We start from the raw sequence: 20044 nt of genomic DNA, 5'->3' as shown, positions 1-20044 counted from the left end.
CCCCGATGCACGTCCGCGCCGCCCGCGTGCTCCTGCCCCTGGCCCTCGGCGTCGCCGCCGCGGCCCCCGCACCGGCCGCCGATCGCGGCGCGCCGCGGGTGGAGTGCGCCGGGCGGTACGCGGACACCCTCTCGGCCATGAAGGCCGCCGCGCGCGAGCGCGAGGCCCGGCCGGCGGCGGACTACGTGTACTGCCTGCGCGCGACCGCCGTGTACGAGCAGCTGTCGTACGGGCGCGGGGGGAAGCTCCGCCGGCAGTACTACACGAAGGTCCGCCACGGCACCGGCTTCGCGTACCGGCTCCGCGGGGACGAGTCGCTCCTCGCCACGAACCACCACGTCGTGGACTTCCCCGAGGTGACCGGCGAGGGCGTGGAGCTCGAGGGCGTCCCGCCCGGCTCGCGGCGCGTGCGCGAGGAGATCCGGATCGTCGCGAACGAGGCGGAGCCGGACGCGCCCGCCCAGCTCGCGCTCACCCCCGTCGTGTCCGACCCGGCGCTCGACGTGGCGGTGCTCTCGGCCCCCGCGAAGCTCCGGACGCTGCCGTACCACACCGGCAGCGCAGCGGACCTCCGCGTCGGAGACGCCGTCCTCGTGCGCGGCTTCCCGCTCGGCGCGTTTCCAGCCGCCAACGCGGGGCGCGTCATCGCGGTCGGCCAGCGCGACCTCGATCGCGGGTGGGACCACGAGGACTTCGCGGTCGACGCGCTCCTCAACCTCGGCAGCTCGGGGAGCCCGGTGCTCGCGGTGTCGTGCTCCACCGGCGAGCCCGAGCTCGTCGGCATCTACCATGCGGGCTACCGCGGCGCGCAGGGGCTGAACGTCGTCATCGGCATCGATCAGCTGCGCGGGCTCCTCGCGGACCTGCGCCCTTCGCCGCGCGAGATCGCGGCGCGGGAACCCGGCGCCGATCCGGCCGCCGCGCGCGCGGCGCTCGCGAGGGGGCCCATCGTGATGCCCTTCGGAGGGCGCGCGGTGCGGGTCGAGGCCTCCGGCGGGGTCGTGCGGTTCTCCCTGCTCGACGCGAGCTACCCGCTCTCGACGCGCGTCGAGCTCGCCGTGCTCGACGCGGGCCCGAGCTCCGGCGACAGCGAGCTGCGCGACGCCCTCTGGGAGCAGCTCGCGCTCGTCGTGCGCTACCGCCGGGCGGAGGAGGGCGGCGACGGCGCGCGCTCGGAGCTCGTCCGCGCGCGGGTGGCCGAGCGGATCCACCGTCGCGAGGAGGAGCAGGCGGACCTCGTCGCGGCGACGCAGGCCGGCGCGGACGGGCTCGCGGTGATCGGGCCGCCGGGGCGGGAGCCCGCGAGCGGAGGCGCCGTGCGCGACGCGCGGGGAGGTTCCAGCCCGGGAGAACGGCAGCATCCTGCCCTCCCGTGAAGTGGGGATACGGCTGGGGAGGCGATCAGGCTGCCACCTCTACCCCCGCTGGGACTACAAGCTCGAATTCAGCTGTCAGAACGGGGCGTTATAAAATAGTTGTGCCCGGGGGGTGGCAACCGGGTGGGGCGTTATTATCGTCCCTTCGCCGACGACGGGCGACCGAGCAGGGGTGCGGTGGGGCAGCAGTTGCTCGGCTGAGTCTCGATTTGGTCGGCGAAACGGCCCTACATTGAGGGCCCTTCCGGGGAAGAAACGATGGCTCAGATCGATATCGAGATCCTCACGCCGTTCGCCGCCAAGTTCATGGAGGGCACGACGCTCACGCCTGCGGAGCGCGCCGAGGTCCTCCGGATCGCCCAGGGCTTCGCCTGCAAGGACTCCGCGGCTGCGGCGGGCGTCTCGCCGGAGACCATCCGCGCGCGCCGCAAGCGCATCTACCGCAAGCTCGACGTCCCCGGCTCCGGTGAGCTCCTCGCGAGCCTCCTCGCCCTGTCGCTCAAGATGCTCGCGAAGGGTGAGCGGATCGAGCCGCGCCCCATCGTCCCTGCGCAGCCCCAGACCGCCGCGGCGGCCTCTTCCGCCGTCGTCGCTCGCTAGCCGCAGGCCGACCGCCGCCCCGAAGAGCGGCGCGTTCATCCACGATCGAAGTGTGGCCGCGCGCTTTCCCGCGCGCCCCGGAATGGGGGTGCGGGGGTGGGCGCGCGATCCGTTTGGGGCCGCGCATCCGCGCAGCGCCGCGAGGTCGGCGCTGACGGCTGCTACCGCGCGGAGAGCCAGGCCTCGATGCGCCCGGCGACCTTCGCGGGCGTGAAGCCGTACTCCTCGGCGAGGGCCTTCTCCGGGGCGCTCGACCCGAAGCGGTCGATCCCGATGACGAGCCCGTCCTTGACGAGCTTCCACCACTCGAGGCCGCGCGCCGCCTCGAGCGCCACGGCCGGCAACGCCGGCGGGAGCACCTCGTCCTGCCAGGTCTTCGGCTGCGCCTCGAAGCACGCGAGGCACGGCACCGAGACGAGCCGCCCGTGGAGCCCCTTCTGCGCGAGGAGCTCGAGGGCGGCCTGCGCGAGCGGCACCTCCGCGCCGGTCGCGACGATCGAGAAGCGCGCGCCCTGCGGGGCCGCGACGACGTAGGCGCCGCGGAGCGCCGCCTCCGCGTCGAAGTCGCCGTCGCGCTTCACGGGCGCGATCTTCTGGCGCGAGAGGATGAGCGCGGTCGGGCCGTTCCGCCGCGTGAGCGCGTGCGCCCACGCGACCGCCACCTCGTCGCCGTCGCACGGCCGGCAGACGTGGAGGTTCGGGATCGCGCGGAGCGCGGTGAGGTGCTCGATCGGCTGGTGGGTCGGGCCGTCCTCGCCGAGGAAGATCGAGTCGTGCGTCCAGACGAAGATGTTCTGGAGGCCGGAGAGCGCGGCGAGCCGCACCGGCGGGCGCATGTAGTCGGCGAACTGGAGGAACGTGCCGGTGAACGGGATGTGGAGCCCGTCGTAGGCGAGCCCGTTCGCGATGGCGCCCATGGCGTGCTCGCGGATGCCGTAGTGCACGTTCCGGCCGGCCGGGTTCCTGGGCGAGAACGAGCCGCCGCCCTTGATGTCGGTGAGGTTCGACTCGGCGAGATCCGCGGAGCCGCCGACGAGGCACGGCACGAGGGCCGAGATCTTCTGGATGGTGGCGGCGGAGAGCTTGCGGGTCGCCTCCGCGCCGGCGGCGCCGTCGAGGACGCGCTCGAGGATCCGCTCGGGCACCCAGCGCTCGACGTGCACGTCGAGCAGCGCCGCCTTCTCCCCGTTCGCCTGCCGCCAGGCGCGCTCCTTCGCGCGCCAGCCCTCGACCTCGCGCGCCTTCTCCGCCTGCACGTCACGCCAGTAAGCACGGACGTCGTCCGGCACGAGGAAGCGCGGCTCCTCCGGCCAGCCGAGGTTCTTCTTCGTGGCCGCGAGCTCCGCCTCGCCGAGGGGCGCGCCGTGCGCCGACGACTTGCCCGCCTTGCCCGGCGAGCCGAAGCCGATGGTCGTGCGGACGCGGATGAGCGAGGGCTTCCCGCTCTCCGCCTTGGCGGCCTGGATGGCGCGGTCGATCGCGTCGTGATCGCGCCCATCGACCTCCTGGACGTGCCAGCCATAGCCCTCGAACCGCTTCGTCACGTCCTCGCCGGTGAAGGCGATCGAGGTGTGGCCGTCGATGGTGATCTCGTTGTCGTCGTAGAGGTAGACGAGCCGGCCGAGCGCGTTGTGGCCGGCGAAGCTCGCCGCCTCGGCGGCGACGCCCTCCATGAGGTCGCCGTCGGAGACGATCGCGTAGACGAAGTGGTCCTCGAGCGGGTTCCCCGGGCCGAGCTTCGCCGAGAGCATCGCCTGACCCAGCGCGAAGCCGACGCCGTTCGCGAAGCCCTGGCCGAGCGGGCCGCTCGTGATCTCGACGCCCGGCAGGTAGCCGAACTCGGGGTGGCCGGGGGTGCGCGAGTGGAGCTGCCGGAACTTCTTCAGATCCTCGAGGGTGCAGTCGAAGCCGGCGAGGTGGAGGAGCGAGTAGAGCAGCATCGACCCGTGGCCGGCGGAGAGCACGAACCGGTCGCGGCCGAGCCAGCGCGGCTCCTTCGGATCGAAGCGCAGGTGGCGCGTCCAGAGGACGAAGGCCATGTCGGCGGCGCCCATGGGCATGCCGGGGTGGCCGCTGTTCGCCTGCTGCACGGCGTCCGCGGACAGCATGCGGATCGTGTTGACCGCCTTCTCGACGAGATCTCTGCTCGCGCTCGGCACGGGGTTCCTCCGTAAATTCGCGGGCGCAACATCGCCCAGCGGGGGAGGGAGATCAAGGGGGACCGCCGCCGGGCGGCTGGCCGCTCGATCGCGCGCGGTGCGCAGAGCGCCCTCAGGAGCCCGGAGGCCGGATCCAGGCGAGCGCGACCAGGCCGTCGGGCGCGATCTCCAGCGCGGCCACGGTGCCCGGCGGGACCGGCAGGCCGCGGCCGGCGGCGAGCGCGACCGCCTCGGCGATCTCCGGGTTGTGGCCGACGAGCGCCGTGCCCGAGGGCACGCGCCGGGCGAGGGCGAGGAGGCCCGCCCCGCTCGTGCCGCCGCACGCGAGCGCGGGCTCCTCGTCGACCGGCGCGCCGGTCGCGGCGGCGAGCAGCGCGGCCGTCTCGCGGGCGCGCTCGAGGGGCGAGGTCCGGATCGCGGAGAGCGCGAGCGCCGGCGCGAGCGCGGTCGCGTGGCCCTCGAAGCGTGACCGGCCGGCGGGCGTGAGGGGACGGGCCTCGTCCGTGGTCGTCCGCGGGGCGGCGTCCGCGTGACGGACGAGGTAGACGCGGCCGGCCAGGGGTCACTCCGAGACGAGCAGCGCGACGGGGAAGTCCGCGAAGAGTTCCTCGAGCGGGAGCGCGTCCCCCTCGCGCACCGCGCCGGTCACGACGTCTCGCCAGCGGCGCGGCAGCCCGTGCGGCACGGGCAGCGCTCCCTCCCAGCGGATCCGCCCCCCGTCCGCCTCGAGGAGCCCGAGGACGAGGCGCGGCACGACGCACAGCGCGGCGCGGCCGCCGTTGCCGCCGTGCGCGCGGGCGAACGCGAACACGCTCCGGGCGTGCGGGCCGGCGGCGACCGCCGGGCGGTAGTCGCCGGCGAGGAAGAGCTCGCGGTGCTCGCGGCGCGCGTGCAGCGCGGCGTGCAGGAGGAGGAGCTTCGCGCGGCCGTCGGTGAGCGCCTCCGGGGCGGACACCTGCCGCGCGAGCGCGCGCCGCGCGTGGGGGCCGCGCGCGACCTCCGCGTAGAGCGCCTCGAGCGTGCGCGCGCGCAGCCCGAAGTCGACCGGGCGGCGGTTGTCGGGGTCGACGAGCGAGAGGTCCCACAGCTCGCAGCCCTGGTACACGTCGGGCACCCCCGGCGCGGCGCACTTCACCGCCACCTGGGCGAGCGAGGAGAGCCGGCCCGCCGCCGCCGTGCGCGCGGCGAAGGCGCCGAGGTCGGCGAGGAAGGCGGGCGCGGCGAGGCTCCGCTCGACGAAGGTCCGGACGCCGGACTCGTAGTCCTCGTTCGGGCTCGTCCAGCTCGTGTGCACCTTCGCCTCGCGGATCGCCTTCTCCATGTAGCCCTGGATGCGCCCCACGAGGTCGGCGTGCGCGCGGGTGCCCGGCGCGACGCCGCCGTCCGGCAGCGCGCCGACGAGCGTCTGGTAGAGGAGGAGCTCGTCCGCGCGGTCGGGGGCGCTGCCGTTCTCGCCCCCCGCGTGCGGCCGGTTCATCCGGTGCCAGCGCAGGACCGCGCTCCGGAAGTCGGCGGGGATCTCCGAGAGCGCGTCGATCCGGGTCCGCACGTCCTCGCTGCGCTTCGTGTCGTGCGTCGAGGTGGCCGAGAGCGAGCCGGGGAAGCGCGCCTGCCGCTCGGAGAGGAGCGCGTGGACCTCCTCCGGCGTCGAGCCGAAGTGGCGCGGCTCGCCCCCGACCTCGTTCAGGGACGCGAGCCGGACGTAGCTGTAGAAGGCGGTGTCCTCGACCGCCTTCGCCGTCACGGGGCCCGTGACCTGCTGCAGCTTGAGCGTGAACTCGAGCCACTCGCGCCGCTCGTCCTCCGTGAGCCCCTCGGGATAGCGCTGCAGCACGACGTCGCGGAGGAAGTCGTAGATGGACGGATCCACCACCGGGCTCCGCCGCCGGGCGCGCGCGATGGTGCGCTCGACGAGCGCGCGGTCGCGATCGTCCACCTCGCCGCGGCGGGTCACGTAGGTGCGGTAGACCGGGAAGAGCGCGACGAACTCCACGAGCGCGCGGGTGAGCTCGTTCAGGGTGAAGTCACGCGTGCGCCGGTTCATCTCGCTGATGCGGTTCAGGCGGTGCGCGAGCGTGTTCACCTCGCCCGCCATCGAGGAGGACATGACGAGCCGCTTCTTGTCCGCGACGACGTCCGCGAACTGCTCGCGGCGGCCCGAGAGCCGCGTCCACATCCCGTCGAACGCGCGCTCCGCCTCCGGCTCCACGAAGAGCCCGTTCACGGCGGCGAGGAACTCGTAGCCGGTGGTGCCGTCCACGTCCCAGCCGTCCGGCATGCGCTCGGGGGCGACGAGGATCTTCTCGACCACCACGTAGAGCGGCCTCGCGGGGAGCCGGCCCGACTCGAGCGCCTCGAAGAGCCGCTCGAGCACGAGCGCCTCGGTCTCCGCGTCGAGCGGCGTGCCGCGCCGGGCGGCGAGCGCGCGGGCGCGCTCCACGAGGTAGGACGCCTGGAGCCGGCGGAAGTAGGCGGGCGGCGCGTAGAGGCCGTCGGGGTGGTCGATGCGGAGGCCCGTGATGCGCCCGTCGCGGAGGAGCCCCATCACGAGCCGGTGCGCCTCCTGGAAGACGCGCGGCTCCTCCATGCGGATCGCCGCGAGGGCGTTCACGTCGAAGAAGCGGCGGTAGTTGATCTCCTCGCCGGCGACGCGCCAGAAGGCGAGCCGGTAGGCCTGGCCCTCGAGGAGCCGCTCGAGCAGATCGAAGCTCCGCCGGTCGCCCTTCTTGCCGTTGAAGATGCGGATGTTCTCGTCGACGAACGCGCGCACGCGCGGGCTCACGTCGCAGAGCGCCGCGAGCCGCCGCTTCGCGACCTCCTTCTCGCGCGCGCGGTCCGCCACCGCCTGCGGCGAGGTGTCGGTGCGCGGCGCCAGCTTCTCGAGCGAGACGCAGATGGACTCGAGCTCCTGGTAGTGGACATCGCCGGCGCCGAGCTCTGCGCGGAGCTCGCCGAGGCGGTGGCGGAGGAGCTGCGGCACGGAGCGCGGCGCCACCGGGAAGACGTGGTCCCAGTAACGGACCACGAGCGTGCCCCCCTCGCGCGCCAGCGTGAGCTCGCCCGCCTCCAGCACCTTGCCGAACTGATCGCCGAGCAGCGGGACGAGGACCTTGTGGCCGAGCTCGGCCTTGAGCGGGAGCCACTCGACGTCGAAGGCGGGGGCGTGGACCGACGACGGCCCGTTCTCGAGCACGTCCATCCACCACGGGTTCCTCGCCCCGATCCCCATGTGGTTCGGGACGAAGTCGACGAGGATCCCCATGCCGCGCTCGGCGCACGCGGCCGCGAGCCGGAGGAAGCCCTCCTCGCCGCCCAGCTCCGGGTTGAGCCGACCGTGGTTCACGACGTCGTAGCCGTGCCGCGACCCCGGCGCGGCCTCGAGGATGGGCGAGAGGTAGAGGTCCGAGACCCCGAGCGCGTGGAGGTAGGGGACGACGCGCGCAGCGTCCTCGAAGTCGAAGTCGCCGTGGAGCTGGAGGCGGTAGGTCGAGGCGGGACGGCGGGTCACGCCCACGCCGCGCGCGAGCTCCTGCCCGAGGGCGAGGATGAGCTCCTCCGCGAGCGCCGCCTGCGCGGTCGCCTCCGCCGACCCGGTCGCCGTCTCAGTCGCGTCCGCCACCCGAGGCCCTCGCGATCCGCCCGCTCCGTTCCGAGAGCGCGCGCAGCCGGTCGCGCCCCGCGAGATCGGCCGCGAGCGCGCCGAGGTCGCGCGGCATCCGGTACGTCCAGTTCCCGTCGTTCACGGTCCCCGGCACGTTCACCCGCTCGCGCAGCCCGAACGCGTCCTGGAAGGGCAGGAGGAGGAGGTCGGAGCCTGCGCCGTAGACGAGCGCGAGGAGCGCGTCGCGCACGCCGTCGTCGAAGGGGACCTTGCCGCGCGCGCGCAGGGGGGCGAGCTCGGGGAGCGCGAGGAAGGCGGCGCGCTCCTCGTCGGGCATGGCGTCCCACCAGTCCGCGAGCGCGTCGGTGTCGTGGGTGCCGGTGGTGGCGACCGAGAGCGCCGGCCACGCGCGCGGGTCCCGGAACGGCTGGCCGGGCGCGTTCCACTCCCGCTCCCAGCGAAGCACCCGGTAGCCCGGCACGGCGATCCGCTGGAGCGACGCGCGCACGAAGTCCGGGACCGTTCCGAGGTCCTCCGCGATGACGCGCGCGCCGGCGGAGAAGACCCCGAGCACGCGCTCGCCGTTCCGGGTCTGCGCCTCCTCGCCCTCGGGGATGAACGCCGCCGCGCTGCCGTCGTTCGGGAAGTAGTAGGTCCGGTAGAGGCCGACGACATGATCGACGCGGTAGAGGCCGTACAGGTCCGCCATGCGGCGCGCGCGCTCGACGAGCCAGGGGTACCCCTCGCGCTCCATGACGTCCCAGCGGTAGACGGGCAGGCCCCAGTCCTGCCCGGTCGCGCTGAAGGCGTCGGGCGGGACTCCGACGCGCGCGTCGAGCCGGAAGTCGCCGCGCCGCGTCCAGACGTCGGCGGAGTCGGTCGCGACCATGAACGGCAGGTCGCCCGCGAGGTCGACACCGACGCCATTCGCCGCGTGCCGGGCGGCGTGCCACTGCTCCTCGAGCTGCCACTGCAGCCAGGCGTAGAACAGGATCTTGCGGGAGAGGCGCGCGCGCGCGTCGGCGAGCGCCTCCGGGGCGCGATCGCGCAGCGGCTCGGGCCACTCCATCCAGGCGCGGCCGCCGAGCGCGTCGTCGTGGATGGCGACGAACAGCGCGTAGTCCTCGAGCCAGGCGGCCTCCTCGCGCCGGAACGCCTCGAGCGCCCGGGCGCGCGCCGTGCCGCGGGACCACTCGTCGCGCTCGAAGCGCGCGAAGGCGAGCTCGAGCGCGCGCCGCTTCAGCCCGCGGACCTCGTCCCACCGAACCGACGGCGCCGCCCGGAGGCGCGCGAGCCGCTCGCGATCCTCGGCGGAGAGCGCGCCCTCGCCGCCCGCCGCCTCGAAGTCCTCGAGGCCGCCGAGGGCGAGGTAGACGGGATCGATCGCGAACGCGCTGAGCGCCCCGTAGGGGCTGCTCTGCCCCCGCGAGGCCTCGTTCACCGGCAGCACCTGGACGATGGAGAAGCCCGCGCCGGCGCACCAGCGGGCGAACGGGACGAGGTCCGGGATCTCGCCGACGCCCCAGTCACGGGCGGAGCGCATGGAGAAGAGCGGGAGGAGGATTCCGGCCTGTCGGGGCATGGAGGAGCGGGCTCGTGAGCGGGCCCTTCGGCCGCGCTCGAAAGGTTTGCGCTTGTGGCGATCGGGGGCAGGGGATTATCAGGAGGCGCGCCCATCCGGCACCTGAAAAGCGGGGTGAGACGCCCACCGGCGCGCGGCCGACCCCCCGCATCCCGGCCGCGCGCGCGGCCACCCAAGGCACGCCTTGATCCGCGGCCGCTTCGCACCGTCCCCCTCAGGTCCGCTCCACCTCGGCAACGCCCGCACGGCGCTCCTCTCCTGGCTCGCCGCGCGGGCGCCCGGCGGCCGCTACGCCCTGCGCGTCGAGGACCTGGACGTGCCGCGCGTCCGCCCGGGCATGGAGGCGCGCATCCTCGCCGAGCTCGCCTGGCTCGGGCTCGACTGGGACGAGGGGCCGGACGTCGGCGGGCCCTCCGGCCCGTACCGGCAGTCCGAGCGGCGCCCGCTCTACGCCGCCGCGCTCGAGCGGCTCCGTGCGGAGGAGCGCGTCTACCCGTGCTTCTGCTCGCGCGCGGAGGTCGCCGCCGCGGCGCAGGCGCCGCACGGTCCGTCCGACGAGGGCCCGCGCTACCCCGGCACCTGCCGCGCGCTCTCCGCCGCCGAGCGCGCCCTGCGCGCGCGCACCCGCGCGCCGGCGTGGCGGTTCCGCGCCGAGCCGGGCCTCGTCGCGTTCGAGGACGGCGTGCACGGCCCGCAGGCCTTCGACGTGGAGGGCTCGGTCGGGGACTTCGTCGTGGCGCGCGCGGACGGCGTCCCCGCCTACCAGCTCGCGGTCGTCGTGGACGACGCGGCGATGCAGGTGACGGACGTCGTGCGCGGCGACGACCTCCTCTCCTCGACCGCGCGCCAGCTCCAGCTCTACCGCGCGCTCGGGCTCGCCGCGCCGCGGTTCGCGCACGTCCCGCTCGTCGTCGGCGAGGACGGCGAGCGGCTCGCGAAGCGGCACGGCGCGATCTCGCTCGCCGAGCTGCGCGAGCGCGGCGTGGCGCCAGAGGCGGTGGTGGGGCTCCTCGCCGAGCTGTCCGGGCTCGCGCCGCCGGGCGCGCGCTGTCGTCCCGCGGAGCTCGTCCCGGGCTTCGCCCTCGCGCAGATCCCGCGCCGGCCGGCGACGCTCGGCGCGGCGCGGGTCGAGGCGCTCGTCACCTTCGCGCGCTGAGTCCCCGGCGGCGCGCCCAGTCGGATCAGAAGTCGATCCCCACCCGTCCCAGCATCCCGAGGGACGGCTCGCGCGAGTCCGTGCCGGGCAGCCCCCAGCGCGCGAGCCCCCACACGCCGACGCGCAGCGGGAACACCGGGAGCTTCAGCGAGACGCCCGGGCGCGCGCCGTAGAACGTCGACCACTCGCCCGCGACGGCGGCGCCGAGATCCGCGCGCGTGCGAAGGTTCGCGGCGCCCAGCTCGCCGAGGAGCTCGATCCGCAGGATGGGGAGGACGTCGAAGGCGAGCCCGGCGAGGCCGCTCGCGTCGTAACGCTCGAGCTGCGAGCGGTGGAAGTAGCCGCCGGCCGCGGCGCCCACCGCGAGCGTGCCGAGGCGCAGGAGCACCGTGCCGCCGAGCTGGCCCATGGGCAGGAGCGCCTCGTTCGAGAGCGGCGCGCGCTGCACGCCGAGCTTCTCCGCGCCGATCGTCGCCTCGACGCCCAGGGACACCCCCGCCCGCGCGACCCCCGCCGCCGCGAGCACCGCCACCGCCACCGCCGTCCGAACGCGCATGCGCTCCCCTTCCCGGTCGAGCCCCAGCCCTGTCTCGAAGGTGCGCATGCGCGCACCCCCGTCCGAGCCCGGCTCGGGGGGGCGGGCGAGCGAGGGAGGGACCCACCCGCTAGATCCCGCGGGTGTCGCTCCTCCGCTCCCGCACCGATCCCCGCTGGCTCGACCTCGCGCGCGCCGACCTCCCCGCCATCCTCGCCGACCACGCGCATTGCGAGAAGAAGGCGGCGGCGAGCGCGGTGAAGCTCGTCGCGGAGCACCCCGACCGCCCGGACCTCGTGCGCGCCGTGGCGAGGCTCGCGCAGGAGGAGCTGCAGCACTTCCTCGCCGTGCTCGCGGAGATGGGCCGCCTCGGCGTGGCGCTCCCGCCGGACACGGGCGATCCGTACGCGCAGGCGCTGCTGCGATGCGTGCGCGGCGGCGCGGGGCGGCTCCTGGACCGGCTCCTCGCGGCCGCCCTCATCGAGGCGCGGAGCTGCGAGCGGCTCGCGCTCCTCGCCGGCGCCCTCGAGGAGCCGCGGCTGCGGGAGCTCTACGCCCGGCTCGCGCAGTCCGAGGCGGGGCACGAGCGGCTCTTCGTCGAGCTCGCGCGGCGGCACGGGTCGGGCGACGTGGAGGCCCGCCTCGCCGAGCTCGCCGAGGAGGAGGCGCGGATCGTCGCGCGCCTGCCGCTCCTGCCACGGATTCACTGACAGGGGGGGGGCTCTCCCGGGTCGTGAACGGCAGGGCTCCCCCGGGCGGGCAGCGCCAGGGACGTGCGATGTTCTGACGGGGGCTGCGCCCCCGCCCCGCCGAGCAGAGCTCGTCGGGGGCCCCCCCCGGCGCGCGGGGCCCCGGGCGCCCCCGCGGGGGGCTCCGCCGCTCGCGGGGGGCCGCCCCGGCGGGCTCGCTTCGCTCGTGTCTGTTTCGGAATCGTGCTCGGTCGTTTAGAACGGCGGCGTGCGCCAGAGGCTCGCGATGATCGCCGCGGCCGGCGCGGGGATCCTCCTCGCGACCGCCGCGGTGCTCTTCGCGCTCGCGCGGGCGATGGCGGGGCGGGGCGCGCCGTGAGGGTCCGCTCGCGCGATCTGACCCACTCCGCCCTCTGGCTCGCGCTCTACGTCCTCCTCGCGCTCTACCCGCTCCTCTGGCTCGCCGCGGTCCCGAGCCGAAACGCCGCGTCCTTCCGGGAGGAGCTCGCCTCCGCGCTCGGCTTCCTCGCGCTCTCGACGATGGCGATGCAGTTCGTGCTCACTGCCCGCTTCGAGTGGCTCGCGCCGCCGTTCGGAACGGACCTCGTCTACGCGTTCCACCGGTACGTGACGGCGGTGGCGCTCGCCTTCGCGCTCCTCCACCCGATCGTGCTGCTCGCGCCCGACGCCGCCTCGATCGCGGGCTTCCTCGTGCCCTGGGACGCGCCGGGATCCGTCGCCGCCGGGGTCGTGTCCCTCTACGCGCTCGCGATCCTGGCGGTGACCTCCTACGCCCGGCGGGCGCTGCGGATCCCCTACGACGCCTGGCGCCGGCTGCACGGCCTCGCCGCGGCGACGGCGGTGCTGTTCGCGCTGTGGCACGCGGTGGCGGCGCGGCGGCTCCTCGGCGCGCCCATCGTGCGCTGGCTCTGGATCGCCTGGACGCTCGGGTGGGCGGCGCTGCTCCTGCGCGTCCGGCTCGCGAAGCCGCTCGCCCTGCTCCGCCGGCCCTACGTGGTGCGCGAGGTCCGGCCGGAGCGCGGCGACGCGGTGTCGATCGTGCTCGATCCACACCGGCACGACGGCTTCCGCTTCCGCGCCGGCCAGTTCGTCTGGCTCACGCTCGGCGGCTCGCCCTTCGCCGCGGCGGAGCACCCGTTCTCCTTCTCCGGCAGCGCGCAGCGCGCCCCGCGCGTCGAGCTCGCGGTGAAGGCGATCGGGGACTTCACCCGGCGGGTCGTCGCGACGGTGAAGCCGGGCGACCGCGCCTACGTGGACGGGCCGTTCGGCACGATGAGCGTCGACGCGTTCCCGGACGCCGACGGCTACGTGTTCATCGCCGGCGGGATCGGGATCGCGCCCTGCCTCTCCATGATCCGCACGCTCGCGGACCGGGGCGACTCGCGCCCGCACGTCCTCGTCTTCGCGACGAGCGAGTGGGACCGCACGCCGTTCCGCGACGAGCTGCCCGCGCTCGCGCGGCGCCTCCGGCTCACGGTGGTCCACGTCCTCGAGAAGCCGCCGCCGGGCTGGACGGGCGAGACCGGCCACGTCACGGAGGAGCTGCTCGCGCGCCACGCGCCGCGGGACGGACGGCGGGGCTACTTCCTGTGCGGCCCGCCGCCGATGATGGACGCGATCGAGCGCGCCCTCGCGCGGCTCGGCGTGCCGCTCGGGGACGTGCACGCGGAGCGGTTCCATCTCGCGTGAGGGAGGCGACGGCCTCCGCAGCGCGCGCCTCGCGCGGCCCGAGGCCGGGCACGACGAGCGGCTCGTCGGAGCCCGGACCGCCGGCGGAGCTCGGTGCCCGCCTCGTCGGCCCCGGTGCGCGGGCTCGGCCGCTCCTCCTCGGCGGGACGCCCCGTCCTCCAGGAAAAGCGGCGGGCATCCGTCGTGGTCCTGCCATTCCAGCCGCGGTTTGGCGACGCTGCGGGTGGCGCGGCTCGCTCGCGCCGCGCTCCAGGACGTTCCACGAACGGAGGAGGTTCCGATGAAGGCGCTCGTCTATCACGGACCCGGAAAGAAGGCGTGGGAGGAGAAGCCGAAGCCGGCGATCAAGGAATCGACCGACGCGATCGTGAAGGTCGTGAAGACCACGATCTGCGGCACCGACCTCCACATCCTGAAGGGCGACGTCCCGGCGGTCACCGACGGCCGGATCCTCGGACACGAGGGGGTCGGCGTCATCGAGGAGGCCGGCCCGGCCGTCACGAACTTCAAGAAGGGCGACCGGGTCCTCATCTCCTGCATCACCTCCGACGGCAAGTGCGAGGCGTGCAAGAAGGGGATGTACTCGCACTGCGTGAACGGGGGCTGGATCCTGGGCCACCTCATCGATGGGACGCAGGCCGAGTACGTCCGCATCCCGTACGCGGACACGAGCCTCTACGCGGTGCCGCCCGGCGTCGACGAGGGCGCGCTCGTCATGCTGAGCGACATCCTCCCCACCGGCTTCGAGGTCGGCGTCCGCAACGGCGCGGTGAAGCCGGGCGACACGGTGGCCATCGTCGGGGGCGGTCCTGTGGGGCTCGCCGCGCTCCTCACCGCGCAGTTCTACTCGCCGGCCGAGCTCATCATGGTGGACCTCGACGACAACCGCCTCGAGGTCGCGGAGCGCCTCGGCGCGACTCACACCGTGAACAGCGGCGACGGGAAGGCGGTCGACAAGGTCATGGCGCTCACCGGCGGCAAGGGCGTGGACGTCGCCATCGAGGCGGTGGGCATCCCGGCGACGTTCGACGTCTGCCAGGAGATCGTCGCGGCCGGTGGGCACGTCGCGAACGTCGGCGTGCACGGCAAGAGCGTCTCCCTGAAGCTCGAGAAGCTCTGGATCCGCAACGTCACGATCACGACGGGCCTCGTCGACACGAACACGACCCCGATGCTCCTCAAGAACGTCGTGGCGGGACGGCTCGCCCCGCGCAAGCTCATCACCCACGAGTTCATGCTGGACGACGTCGTGAAGGCCTACGAGACGTTCGCCAACGCCGCCAAGGAGAGGGCGCTGAAGGTCATCATCAAGTCCGCGGACTGATGGAACGGGCGCGGCCCCGCCCCGCGAGCCGGCGGGGCGGTCCGCGCGCCGCGATCGACCTCACCTCATCGCCGCGGCCGCCGCGAGCAGCGCGTCGTTCTCCGCCGGCGTCCCCACCGAGATCCGGATGCACCCCTCGAGCCCCGCGTAGTGGTCCTGCCGCCGCACCAGGATCCCCTTCGCGACGAGCCCGTCGAACGCGGCCTTCGCGTCCGGCGTGCGCACGAGCAGGTAGTTCGCGGCGCTCGGGTACGGCTTCCAGCTCGGGTGCGCGGCGAGGCCGGCGAGGAGCCTCGCGCGCTCCGCGCGGATCCGCGCGTGGATCGGCGCGAACGCGCCCGGCGCCTCGAGCGCGGTGAGCAGGATCGCGCCGGTGTGCGCGGGGATGCAGAAGGGCGGCACGAGCGCGCGGACGATGGAGGCGACGCGCGGCGCCGCGAGCAGGTAGCCGGCGCGGATGCCGCCGAGGCACCACGCCTTGGAGAACGTGCGCAGGACCGCCACGTTCGGGTTCGCGCGCGCGAGCGGGCGCGAGTCGGTGCCCGCGAACGCGTGGTAGGCCTCGTCGACCACGAGGAGCCAGTCGCGTTCGCGCGCCCGCGCCGCGAGCCGCTCCACCTGCTCGGTCTCGAAGAGCCGTCCGGTGGGCGCGTGCGGGTTCGGCAGGAACAGGACGCCCGGGGGCCCCTCCATCGCGGCGAGGAGCGCGTCCACGGGCAGCGCGAAGCCGTCGCCGAGGGGGACCGCGCGGTACGGCGTGCCGGCCGCGGTCGCGCCCCCCTTGTAGTAGGGGAACGCCGGGGCGGTATCGAGCACCGAGCGCGCGCCCTGCGCGAGCGCCAGGACGAGCAGGTTCGAGCCGGGGGCGAGGACGATCCCCTCCTCGGGCCAGCCCTCGTGGCGCGCCAGCGCCGTGCGAACGTCCTCGGCGTGCAGCTCCGGGTAGCGGTTCCAGGAGAGCGCCTCGAGGCGCGCCAGGGCGCGGGCCTTGAGCTCCAGGGGGAAGTCCTCCGGGCTCTCGTTCTGGTCGAGCTTCACCCGCGCATCGACCTTCGCGTACGGGTAATCGGCGACTGCGACAAGGTGCGGCTTGAAGGCGTTCACGGGGTGAGGGTAGCACAGCACCCGCATGGCTCCGGCTGTCGGGCGGCCCGGCGGCCGCGTCGGGGAATCCCGACACGGCCCCTCGGAAGCCCGCGGAACGAGACGCGAACGGCGTGGCAGACCCGATGCACATTGGCGAGAGTGGGTGGCCGGACGGACGGCCCCGGGACGAAAAGGAGAAACGGTCATGACGAAGAACTCGAAGGTTCCTGCTCTCGTTGGCGCCGGCGTCGGTCTCGCACTCTTCCTCGCGGTCGCGCTCCTGCCCGCGCTCCTCTACGGCGGCTACGCGGGCGTGATGCTCGCGGGGGGCATCTTCGGGACGCCGGTCACCGCGTCGTTCGCCGCCCGGGCGCTCATCGTCTTCGGCATGGTCCTCGGCGTCACGGCCGTCGGCTCGCTGTTCGCCGTGGCCGGTGCGGCCGCGGGCGCGGCCATCGGCGCCATCATCGGGCTCACGCCGGCCGCTCCCAAGAAGGCCGCCGAGAAGGCGAAGGCGTAACGGCTCGACGAGCGACCCGCTCGATCCCGTCCGAACACCCGAGGCCCCGGATCCGACGGATCCGGGGCTTTCCTTTTGGGGGCGCCGCTAAGGCGCGAGCGTCGCGTCGATCGTCTCGCGCAGGTACCGCGCGGCGAGGGCGACCGTGCGCGGCCCGCCCCCCGCGCTGCGGGCGACGTGCGGGGCGACCTCCATGACGTCACCGCCCGCGAGCCCGACCTCGCGGCCGAGCCGCGCGACGAGGGCCGACACGAAGTCCGGCGCGAGCCCGTCCGGCTCGGGCGTGCCCGTCGCGTCCGCGAACGCCGCGTCGGTGCCGTCGATGTCGTTCGAGAAGTAGACCTCCTTCACGCCGGACGCCCTCACGTGGCGGACGATCGCCTCGAGCGCGGCGGCGGGATCGCGCCGCACCTCGGCGGCCCAGAACTGCCGGACGCCGAGCGTCGACTCCCAGTGCGCCCGGTCGCGCCCGGAGGCGCGCGTGCCGACCTGGACGAGCCGCCCGCCGCGGCCCAGGAGCTCGTTCGCGTGGAACGACCAGGTCGCGAAGCAGTAGCGGACGCCGAGCCGCTCGGAGAGGAGGTCGGTGTGCGCGTCGATCTGGACGACGCCGAGGCCGGGGCGGGCCGCGGCGAGCGCCTTCACCACGGGCCAGGCGGCGGAGTGATCGCCGCCGAGGGCGAAGACCTTGGCGCGCGGGTTCCCGGCGAGGACGAGGGTGAGGGCGCGCTCCGCGATCGACAGGGGCGACACCGGCCAGGATCGGCGCTCCGCCTCGTCGAGGTCGGGGTAGAGCGCGCGGGCGCTCGCGGCGCGCTGCGCCTCCGAGAGCATGTCGTCCTCGAGGAGCTGGGGGACGACGAACACGTCGCCGAGATCGACGAGCCCGGCCTCGCGGGCCCGCTCCGGCCAGCGCGGATCGTCCTCCAGCAGGCGCGCGCGGATCGCGCCCGGCCCGAGGTTCGCGCCGCGCTGCACGCCGCCGCCGGTGTCGGACGGGATCCCGAGGAGCACCGCGCGCGCGCCCGCGGCGCGGGCGAGGTCCTCGCGCCAGCGAGCCCGGACGGCGTCCTCGTCCGCCGCGCCGTAGAGGCGGCGCTGCAGCGCGAGCTGCTCGGCCTTGCCGGTCGAGACGAGGTGGACCCCGCCGCCGGCGGGTCGGAGCATGCGGACGAGCGCGTCGGTCGCGTTCACGGGGAAAGGTTATCCCGGCGGCGGGAGCGCCGCAGCGCCCCTCGCGCGGCCACGCGGCCACGCGCGAGGCGCCCCGCGCTCACCCGCGGAAGCCGCGCACGAACTCGACGAGCGTCCGGACCGCGAAGCCGGTGCCGCCCTTCGCGACGTAGCCGCGCTCCTTCGGCGCGTGCGACGGGCCGGCGATGTCGAGGTGCGCCCAGGGCACGTCCTTCGCGAACGCGTGGAGGAAGTGCGCCGCGCTGATGGCGCCGCCCCAGCGCTCGCCGGTGTTCTTCATGTCGGCGCGGTCGCTCTCGAGCTGCTCCTTCAGCGACTCCGTCATGGGGAGCCGCCAGATCTCCTCGCCCGACGCGCGCGCCGCGGCGAGCACCCCGTCCACCGTCGCGCCGTCCGGGCCGAACAGGCCGGCGGTGGTGTGGCCGAGCGCGACCATGCAGGCGCCGGTGAGGGTCGCGACGTCGATCATCGCCCCGGGCTTCAGCGTCTCCGCCGCCCAGGCGATCACGTCGCCGAGGACGAGCCGCCCCTCCGCGTCGGTGTTGGTGATCTCCACGCTCTTGCCCGCGTACGAGACGAGCACGTCGGAGGGCTTGTAGGCCTTGCCGCCCGGCATGTTCTCGCAGGCGCCCAGCACCGCGTGGACCGGGAACGGCGGGGCGAGGCGGGCGATGACGCGCATCGCGCCGAGCACGGCCGCCGAGCCCGCCATGTCCGTGTTCATCGTCACCATGCTCTCGGTGGGCTTGAGCGACAGGCCGCCCGAGTCGAAGGTGATCGCCTTGCCGACGAGCACGACCGGGGCCTTCTTCGCCGCCGGGCCCTTCGGGACGTAGCTCACCGTCACGAGCCGCGGCGGCTCGGACGAGCCGCGCGTCACGCCGAGGAACATCCCCATCTTCAGCGCGGCGATCTCCCTCGGGCCGCGCACCACGGTCGCGAGCTTCGCCTCGCGCGCGAGCGCCACCGCCTGCTCGGCGAGGAGCGTCGGCGTGCAGTCCGCCGGGCCGAGGTTCACGAGATCGCGCGCCCAGCCGACCGCGAGGGCCACCTCGCGCGCGAGCTCGAGCGCGGCCTTCACCTCCGGGAGCCGCTCGGCGCCGGCCGGCACCGCGACCGTGAGCTCGGCGAGCGGCGTGCGCTTCGGATCCCCGCTCTTGTAGCGCTGGAACCCGTAGCCTCCGAGGAGGGCGCCCTCCGCCAGCGCGCGCGCCGCGGCGGCGACGTCGTCGATCCCCTCCTCGGGCAGCGCGACCGCGAGGGAGCGCGCGCCGGCCTTGGCCGCGATGCGGCCGGCCCTGCCAGCCGCGACGCGCAGCGGCTCGAAGCCCGCGGCGGCGAAGGCGCTCGCCTTCGCGCGCGGTCCGACGCCGACGAGCAGGACGCGGCCCGCGGGCGCGCGCCCCAGGGTCGGGAGCGCCAGCTCCTGGCCGGGCTTCCCCTCGAACCGCTCGGCCTTCGCGGCCGCCGCGAGGCCGCCGCCCAGCCTCGCGTCGAGCGCCTTCACGTGCCCGCGCAGGCCGCCCTTCACGTCCTCCTCGTACACCGGCAGCGCGAGCGCATCCGCCGCGAGCTCCGCCGCGGGGGTGCCCGTCGCCTTCACCGCGGCGAGCTTCGCCGCCGTCGTCGCCTTCGCTGCCGTCGCCTTCGTCCGCGCCATCCGGTCTCCTCGCGAGCCCGCGCCCCGCCGGGGCGGAGGGAGCGCCGTAGAGAGTGCCGGCGTCGTTTAGCACGACCGCGCGCGCGGCGCAGGCGTCCGCCGGCACTCAGGGCTGGCGGGACGCCGCCTCGACGCGCCGGGCGGCCGCCGCGGCCTCGGCCGCGCCGCAGGCCGGGACCTGGCGCGTGATGCCGAAGATCCCCTTCGTCTCGGCCCGGGCGCCGGCGGCCCGGCGCAGCGCGGGGAGCGCGGCGGGATCGCCGACCTCGCCCAGGCGCTCGGCGGCGGCGCGGCGGACGTCGCAGGCGGGCGCGTCGCGGAGCGCGCCGTACGCCGCCGCCCTGTCGAGCCGCTCCTCGACCCCGAGATCGCGCGCGAGCTCGAGCGCCCGGAGCCGCTGCCAGGGCGCCCCCTCGCGCGCGCCGTGGAGCACGGCGGGCACCGCCGCGGCGCCCTCGTCGAGGAGCAGCCGGTGCGCGCGGTCCGCTACGGATCGCTCCGCCGCGAGCGCCTCGACGAGGTTCGCCCGGGCGGTGTCGTCGAGCGGCGCCTGGGCGCGCGCCGCGGCGAAGGCGGTGACCGCGGGGCCGGCGGCGCCGAGGCGGTGCAGCGCCCGCGCGCGGAGCAGGAGGAGCTCGGCGTCCTCCGGGTGGGAGGAGAGCGCGCGATCGACGAGCGAGAGCGCCGCGCCGGGCTTCTGCGCCGCGAGGAGCGCGCGCGCGTCGGCGGCGGTCCTTCCGCGGCTCGATCCCGCGACGAGGGCGACCACCACCGCGGCCACGGCCACGAGGGCGAGGCCGGCGGCCACGGGCGGGTGCGCGCGCAGCCAGCTCGCGCCTTCGCGGGCGCGCC

Annotated in this window: 14 protein-coding genes and 3 pseudogenes; 7 read left to right on the top strand and 10 right to left on the bottom strand. The window is 75.3% G+C overall.

Annotated elements, in window-relative coordinates:
• Positions 1–5: 5 nt before the first annotated feature.
• Positions 6–1376: a trypsin-like peptidase domain-containing protein gene (locus MNY62_RS13480; protein WP_242344695.1), complete on the top strand. Its 1371-nt coding sequence runs from the start codon at positions 6–8 to the stop codon at positions 1374–1376.
• 258 nt (positions 1377–1634) lie between these two features.
• Positions 1635–1976 (top strand): LuxR C-terminal-related transcriptional regulator, encoded by a 342-nt coding sequence (locus tag MNY62_RS13475; RefSeq protein ID WP_242344694.1) that lies wholly within the window; start codon positions 1635–1637, stop codon positions 1974–1976.
• 161 nt (positions 1977–2137) lie between these two features.
• Here the strand turns inward: MNY62_RS13475 and tkt are convergent, their stop codons facing one another.
• The 5 genes and pseudogenes from tkt to MNY62_RS13450 all read right to left on the bottom strand — a co-directional run.
• Positions 2138–4135: a transketolase gene (gene tkt / locus MNY62_RS13470; RefSeq protein ID WP_242344693.1), complete on the bottom strand. Its 1998-nt coding sequence runs from the start codon at positions 4133–4135 to the stop codon at positions 2138–2140.
• Between the two features lie 112 nt (positions 4136–4247).
• Positions 4248–4412 carry a hypothetical protein gene (locus MNY62_RS13465; protein ID WP_242344692.1) on the bottom strand — a complete coding sequence of 55 codons (165 nt, stop codon included), beginning with the start codon at positions 4410–4412 and terminating at the stop codon, positions 4248–4250.
• Positions 4413–4472: 60 nt separating this feature from the next.
• Positions 4473–4694 (bottom strand): annotated as a pseudogene (locus tag MNY62_RS13460) (histidine phosphatase family protein); the annotation flags it as partial.
• Positions 4695–4697: 3 nt separating this feature from the next.
• Positions 4698–7754, bottom strand: coding sequence for a malto-oligosyltrehalose synthase (locus tag MNY62_RS13455; protein ID WP_242344691.1), 3057 nt, complete (start codon positions 7752–7754; stop codon positions 4698–4700).
• A pseudogene (locus MNY62_RS13450) lies at positions 7738–9333 on the bottom strand (4-alpha-glucanotransferase); the annotation flags it as partial. The gene MNY62_RS13455 and the pseudogene MNY62_RS13450, both read right to left, overlap by 17 nt.
• A gap of 169 nt (positions 9334–9502) precedes the next feature.
• Here MNY62_RS13450 and gluQRS point away from each other — a divergent pair.
• The gene (gene gluQRS, locus MNY62_RS13445) at positions 9503–10474 is read left to right on the top strand and encodes a tRNA glutamyl-Q(34) synthetase GluQRS (RefSeq protein WP_242344689.1); all 972 of its coding nucleotides are present in this window, start codon (positions 9503–9505) and stop codon (positions 10472–10474) included.
• A 25-nt stretch (positions 10475–10499) separates the two neighbouring features.
• Here the strand turns inward: gluQRS and MNY62_RS13440 are convergent, their stop codons facing one another.
• The gene (locus MNY62_RS13440; protein ID WP_242344688.1) at positions 10500–11030 is read right to left on the bottom strand and encodes a hypothetical protein; all 531 of its coding nucleotides are present in this window, start codon (positions 11028–11030) and stop codon (positions 10500–10502) included.
• Positions 11031–11152: 122 nt separating this feature from the next.
• On the opposite strand from MNY62_RS13440, the gene miaE reads away from it, so the two are divergent.
• The 3 genes from miaE to MNY62_RS13425 all read left to right on the top strand — a co-directional run bounded on the left by miaE (position 11153) and on the right by MNY62_RS13425 (position 14732).
• Positions 11153–11719 carry a tRNA isopentenyl-2-thiomethyl-A-37 hydroxylase MiaE gene (gene miaE / locus MNY62_RS13435; protein ID WP_242344687.1) on the top strand — a complete coding sequence of 189 codons (567 nt, stop codon included), beginning with the start codon at positions 11153–11155 and terminating at the stop codon, positions 11717–11719.
• Positions 11720–12073: 354 nt separating this feature from the next.
• On the top strand, positions 12074–13408 hold the full coding sequence (locus MNY62_RS13430) for a ferredoxin reductase family protein (protein ID WP_242344686.1): 1335 nt from the start codon (positions 12074–12076) through the stop codon (positions 13406–13408).
• Positions 13409–13688: 280 nt separating this feature from the next.
• Complete coding sequence (locus MNY62_RS13425) at positions 13689–14732, top strand: zinc-dependent alcohol dehydrogenase family protein (protein ID WP_242344685.1); 1044 nt, start codon at positions 13689–13691, stop codon at positions 14730–14732.
• 60 nt (positions 14733–14792) lie between these two features.
• Here the strand turns inward: MNY62_RS13425 and MNY62_RS13420 are convergent, their stop codons facing one another.
• Positions 14793–15836, bottom strand: coding sequence for a pyridoxal phosphate-dependent aminotransferase (locus MNY62_RS13420; protein ID WP_242344684.1), 1044 nt, complete (start codon positions 15834–15836; stop codon positions 14793–14795).
• A gap of 187 nt (positions 15837–16023) precedes the next feature.
• On the opposite strand from MNY62_RS13420, the gene MNY62_RS13415 reads away from it, so the two are divergent.
• Complete coding sequence (locus MNY62_RS13415) at positions 16024–16338, top strand: hypothetical protein (RefSeq protein ID WP_242344683.1); 315 nt, start codon at positions 16024–16026, stop codon at positions 16336–16338.
• 87 nt (positions 16339–16425) lie between these two features.
• Here the strand turns inward: MNY62_RS13415 and MNY62_RS13410 are convergent, their stop codons facing one another.
• The 3 genes and pseudogenes from MNY62_RS13410 to MNY62_RS13400 all read right to left on the bottom strand — a co-directional run.
• Entirely contained in the window at positions 16426–17532 is a 1107-nt protein-coding gene (locus MNY62_RS13410; protein ID WP_242344682.1) for an arginase family protein, read from the bottom strand.
• Between the two features lie 79 nt (positions 17533–17611).
• Positions 17612–19192 (bottom strand): leucyl aminopeptidase, encoded by a 1581-nt coding sequence (locus MNY62_RS13405; RefSeq protein WP_242344681.1) that lies wholly within the window; start codon positions 19190–19192, stop codon positions 17612–17614.
• Between the two features lie 106 nt (positions 19193–19298).
• A pseudogene (locus MNY62_RS13400) lies at positions 19299–20044 on the bottom strand (serine/threonine-protein kinase); the annotation flags it as partial.

Origin of the sequence: Anaeromyxobacter terrae (assembly GCF_022690685.1) — a bacterium.
GTDB lineage: Bacteria > Myxococcota > Myxococcia > Myxococcales > Anaeromyxobacteraceae > Anaeromyxobacter > Anaeromyxobacter terrae.
This window is presented reverse-complemented; position numbering and strand designations above follow the sequence as displayed.

Bases quoted from the DNA above. Each gene is read 5' to 3' on its own strand.
- MNY62_RS13480 (WP_242344695.1), top strand. From the start codon at position 6: ATGCACGTCCGCGCCGCCCGCGTGCTCCTGCCCCTGGCCCTCGGCGTC.
- MNY62_RS13475 (WP_242344694.1), top strand. From the start codon at position 1,635: ATGGCTCAGATCGATATCGAGATCCTCACGCCGTTCGCCGCCAAGTTC.
- MNY62_RS13440 (WP_242344688.1), bottom strand. From the start codon at position 11,030: ATGCGCGTTCGGACGGCGGTGGCGGTGGCGGTGCTCGCGGCGGCGGGG.
- MNY62_RS13425 (WP_242344685.1), top strand. From the start codon at position 13,689: ATGAAGGCGCTCGTCTATCACGGACCCGGAAAGAAGGCGTGGGAGGAG.
- MNY62_RS13415 (WP_242344683.1), top strand. From the start codon at position 16,024: ATGACGAAGAACTCGAAGGTTCCTGCTCTCGTTGGCGCCGGCGTCGGT.
- MNY62_RS13405 (WP_242344681.1), bottom strand. From the start codon at position 19,192: ATGGCGCGGACGAAGGCGACGGCAGCGAAGGCGACGACGGCGGCGAAG.